General features: G+C 58.6%; 2 protein-coding genes. Both read left to right on the top strand.

The features are described from left to right. The first annotated feature begins 123 nt into the window (after positions 1-123). A complete protein-coding gene (locus tag Q0316_RS15715) occupies positions 124-3,033 on the top strand; it encodes a Tn3 family transposase (protein ID WP_066270942.1) in 2,910 nt (969 codons plus the stop codon). A 142-nt stretch (positions 3,034-3,175) separates the two neighbouring features. Beyond that, positions 3,176-4,042 carry a recombinase family protein gene (locus Q0316_RS15710; protein ID WP_006953933.1) on the top strand — a complete coding sequence of 289 codons (867 nt, stop codon included), beginning with the start codon at positions 3,176-3,178 and terminating at the stop codon, positions 4,040-4,042. The last annotated feature ends 67 nt before the right edge of the window (positions 4,043-4,109 follow it).

Raw genomic sequence — 4,109 nt, 5'->3', positions numbered from 1 at the left:
GGCCCAGTCGGCCCCAAGCTGCGATTTTGGCCAAGTCGGAGAACGTTTTGGGAACGTGGCATTCGGTATTGACGATGGAAATCATAGAAGAGGACAGTTCGCTCCATCATAGGGAGTGGGTTGATGGATCGGAGTATTCCGGGCGGGGATTTGATCGGACGATGGAGCCTGAGCTTTGCCGATATTGATTTTGTAAATTCGAAGCCGGCCCTGACGCGCCTTGGCCTCGCCGCGCAGCTGAAATTCTTCGCTTCCCTGGGGTTTTTCGCGATCGATCCCGGCTCAATCCCTACCGATGGCCTCTCGTATCTGGCCGAGCAACTCGGTGTCGAGGCTGGCGAGATAGCCGGTTATGACTTTTCCAGTCGGACAGCACGACGGCATTGTGCGGAGATCCTGATCCATCTTGGATATCACCGCATGAAGCGGGTGGATCGCGCGCAATTGACGGAATGGATTGCTGGCGAGCTGTGCCCGGGCGGCCAGTCGATCAATGCCATGCTTGAGCATGTTTTCCTGTGGTGCCGGGACCGGCGTATTTATGGGCCGTCGCGCAAGGAGCTTGAACGTGTCGTTCGCTCACAACGGCAAGATTATCTGGACACCTGGCTGATCGGAGCCAGTGATCGGCTTTCGTCAGATGCGGTGGCGTTATTGGAAGCCTCGCTTGCCGATCCGGACAGCTCGACCGGATTCAACAGGATGAAGGGTGACGCCGGACAGGCAACGCTCGACAACATTCTCGACGTGACCGAGAAACTCGCCTTTATCCAGAGACTTGATCTTCCCCATGATCTCCTGACGGCTACGGGCAAGCCATGGGTCGATCAGATTGTTCGCCGCGTTGCCGGTGAAAAGGCCTCGGAGATGCGCCGGCATGCGCCGGCGCGACAGCTCGGCCTTTATGCGATTTATCTAATGTCGCGGGAGGCGCAACTCACTGACGCGATGATCGACCTGCTGATCGAAACCGTTCACAAGATCGGAACGCGCTCGAAACGCAAGGTGGTGGGCGATATCGCGAAAGACATCGAGCGGGTCTATGGAAAGGAGCGCCTGCTGGTCGAGATCGCCAGCGCCTCGATCAATGAACCATCGGGGCGCATCTGCGATGTCATTTTCCCGATCGCCGGTAAGGCCAAGCTGGCGGCGATCGTCAAGGAGAGCCATGCGAAGGGCGCTCTGGACCGGCGCATCTACAAGGTGATGCGTGGTTCCTGGGCCAATCATTACCGGCGCATGCTGCCAAGCCTGCTTTCCGTACTTGAGTTCCGGTCGAACAACGCGGTGTGGCGGCCGGTCCTGGCGGCCCTCGACTGGATCAGGAGCAAGGTGGATGGCGGATGCCGCTTCGTGCCATTGCAGGATGTTCCGATCGATGAGGTGATTCCAGCGCGATGGCGCAGTTCCGTCATTGATGACGATGGGCGGGTAAACCGGATCAGCTATGAGCTTTGCGTCCTGACGCAACTGCGCGACCGCATCCGCTCCAAAGAAATCTGGGTGGTCGGGGCGGATCGCTATCGCAATCCCGATGACGATCTTCCCAAGGACTTCGAGATCAGGCGAGAGGCGTACTATTCCGGCCTCAGCCTGACGCCAGATGCGCAGGCGTTTTGCGCCTCGATCCGGGAGGAGCTTGAACGGGAACTGTTGCTCCTCAATGCCAATATTCCACAAAACGACAAGGTCCGGCTCCTGTGGCGCGGCGACAACCGGATATCGATTACACCGTTCAAGCCCTTGCCCGAACCGAAGGGTCTCGCTTCGATCAAAAGCGAGATCGGTCAGCGCTGGCCGATGACCGGACTGCTGGACGTGTTGAAAGAGGCTGCTCTGGACACGGGATTGATGGATGCTTTCGAAACGTCGGCCTCGCGGGTTACCCTGTCGAAAGCAGCCTTGGCTCAGCGTCTTTTGCTGTGTCTCTATGGCTTGGGCACGAACGCCGGGCTCAAGCGGGTCGCTGGCGCAACACCCGATGTCAGTTACGAGGAATTGCTGCATGTCCATCGCCGTTTCATCCACGCGCCAGCGCTGAGGGAGGCGTGCGCGCGGGTAGCAAACGCGACACTGGCAATCCGCAATGCCGCAGTATGGGGAGATGCGGGCACGGCATGCGCGTCCGATTCAACGAAGTTCGGCGCGTGGGACCGCAACCTGATGACGGAATGGCACGCCCGCTATGGCGGCCGTGGCGTCATGATCTACTGGCATGTGGAGAAGCGCGCGACCTGCGTTTATTCCCAGCTCAAGCGGTGCTCTTCCTCGGAGGTCGCCTCCATGATCGAAGGCGTGCTACGCCATTGCACCGACATGGAAATCCAGCGCCAGTACGTCGATAGCCACGGCCAGAGCGCAGTCGGCTTTGCGTTCTGCCGACTCCTTGGATTTGAGCTTGCCCCGCGGCTGAAAGCAGTGGCACGCCAGAAACTGGCCCTTCCCCAAGCCGGCATGCGCACGCGGCTTTCCAATTTACTGCCGATCCTCTCCAGCCCGATCGACTGGGACGAGATCGAGCAACAATATGACGAAATGGTCAAATATGCCGCTGCCATGCAATCGCGCACCGCCGATCCGGAAGCGATCCTGCTCCGGTTTGCCAGAGCCGAAGTGATGCACCCGACCTACAAGGCGCTGAGTGAACTCGGCCGCGCGGTCAAAACAATCTTCCTATGCCGGTATTTGCGTCAGGAGGCATTCCGCCGCGAGATCCACGAAGGGCTGAATGTGGTTGAGAACTGGAACGGCGCTAATGGTTTCGTGTTCTTCGGCAAGGGCGGCGAGATCGCCACCAACCGCATCCATGAGCAGGAAATCTCCGTTCTGGCGCTACACCTCCTGCAAGCGTCGCTGGTGTATGTGAACACCCGCATGCTTCAGACCGTACTGGTTGAGCCGAAGTGGGCGGGGCGGATGACGCCGGAAGATTATCGTGGTCTCACGCCGTTGATCTACAGTCATGTGAACCCTTATGGCCGCTTCGACCTCGACCTGAACGACCGGATTGATTTTGGACGGCTTGCAGCGTGAGGCGGCTGATCGGCCTATAACATTTGGGTACACCCCAGAGTGATAGGGCCGAGTGACACCATTCGTCTGTCACAAAAGGGTGGGTTTGCGCTCAATGTGACGATACACTGCAAGAGCCACCCTAATGTGACGGATTTTGCACTTGGCTCGTATCGGATATGCCCGCGTCAGCACCACGGACCAGGATCTGGATATCCAGATTGGCCGCCTCAAGAATGCAGGTTGCGAAATTATCCGTTCCGAGACCGGATCGGGGGCCTCGCGGAGCGGGCGCACGGAACTGGAAACGATCATGCAGTTTATGCACACCGGCGACGAGCTGGTCGTGCTGCGGCTCGACCGGCTCGGCCGCTCCACGCGCGATGTCCTGAACCTGGTGCATGAGCTTGATGAAAAGGGAGCTTCGCTGCGCATCCTTGAGCCAGAGGTGACGACGGCGGGCGACATGGGGCGAATGGTCATCACCATACTCGGCATGGTCGCCGATATGGAGCTGAAGTTCATCAAGGATCGTCAGCGCGCCGGGATCGAAGCGGCGCGCGCCGAAGGCGTTTACAAAGGCCGGAAGAAGAACGTCGATGACGATGAAATCCGCCGTCGCCTTGCCGCCGGCGCCAGCAAGGCCCGCGTTGCCCGCGACCTGAAGGTCTCACGAATGACCGTCTATCGGGCGCTCGACATTATTCCGTCACAGACCAAACTGCCGGAAAAGCCGCCCACTGCCAGCATCGCCCTGCATCTGATTATCGAGAACTTCAACAAGCGTGGAAGAGGTAGAAAACCCGCTCGGGAGCGGATTGAGGCGATGCTGGAACGCGACTACGCCATGGTAAAAAACGGCAATTGTGATTACAAACTGACCGTCGCCTATGACCCCGATCCGGATGGCATTTCCCTTGATGAGGAAATCCAAAGCCTCCTCTCCGAGATGTTCAACATCGCAGAGAGCTACAATTGCTCCATGGAAGCCGATATCTACGAGGTCGGTGGTCAGCAACGGTCCTGGTAGAATCAATCAAGCGTTCAGTGTTCGTTCTTCAACCTGGCCAAAATCGCAGATTCGGGCCGACTGGGCC

The organism is uncultured Sphingomonas sp., assembly GCF_937871615.1.
Taxonomy (GTDB): domain Bacteria; phylum Pseudomonadota; class Alphaproteobacteria; order Sphingomonadales; family Sphingomonadaceae; genus Sphingomonas.
This window is presented reverse-complemented; position numbering and strand designations above follow the sequence as displayed.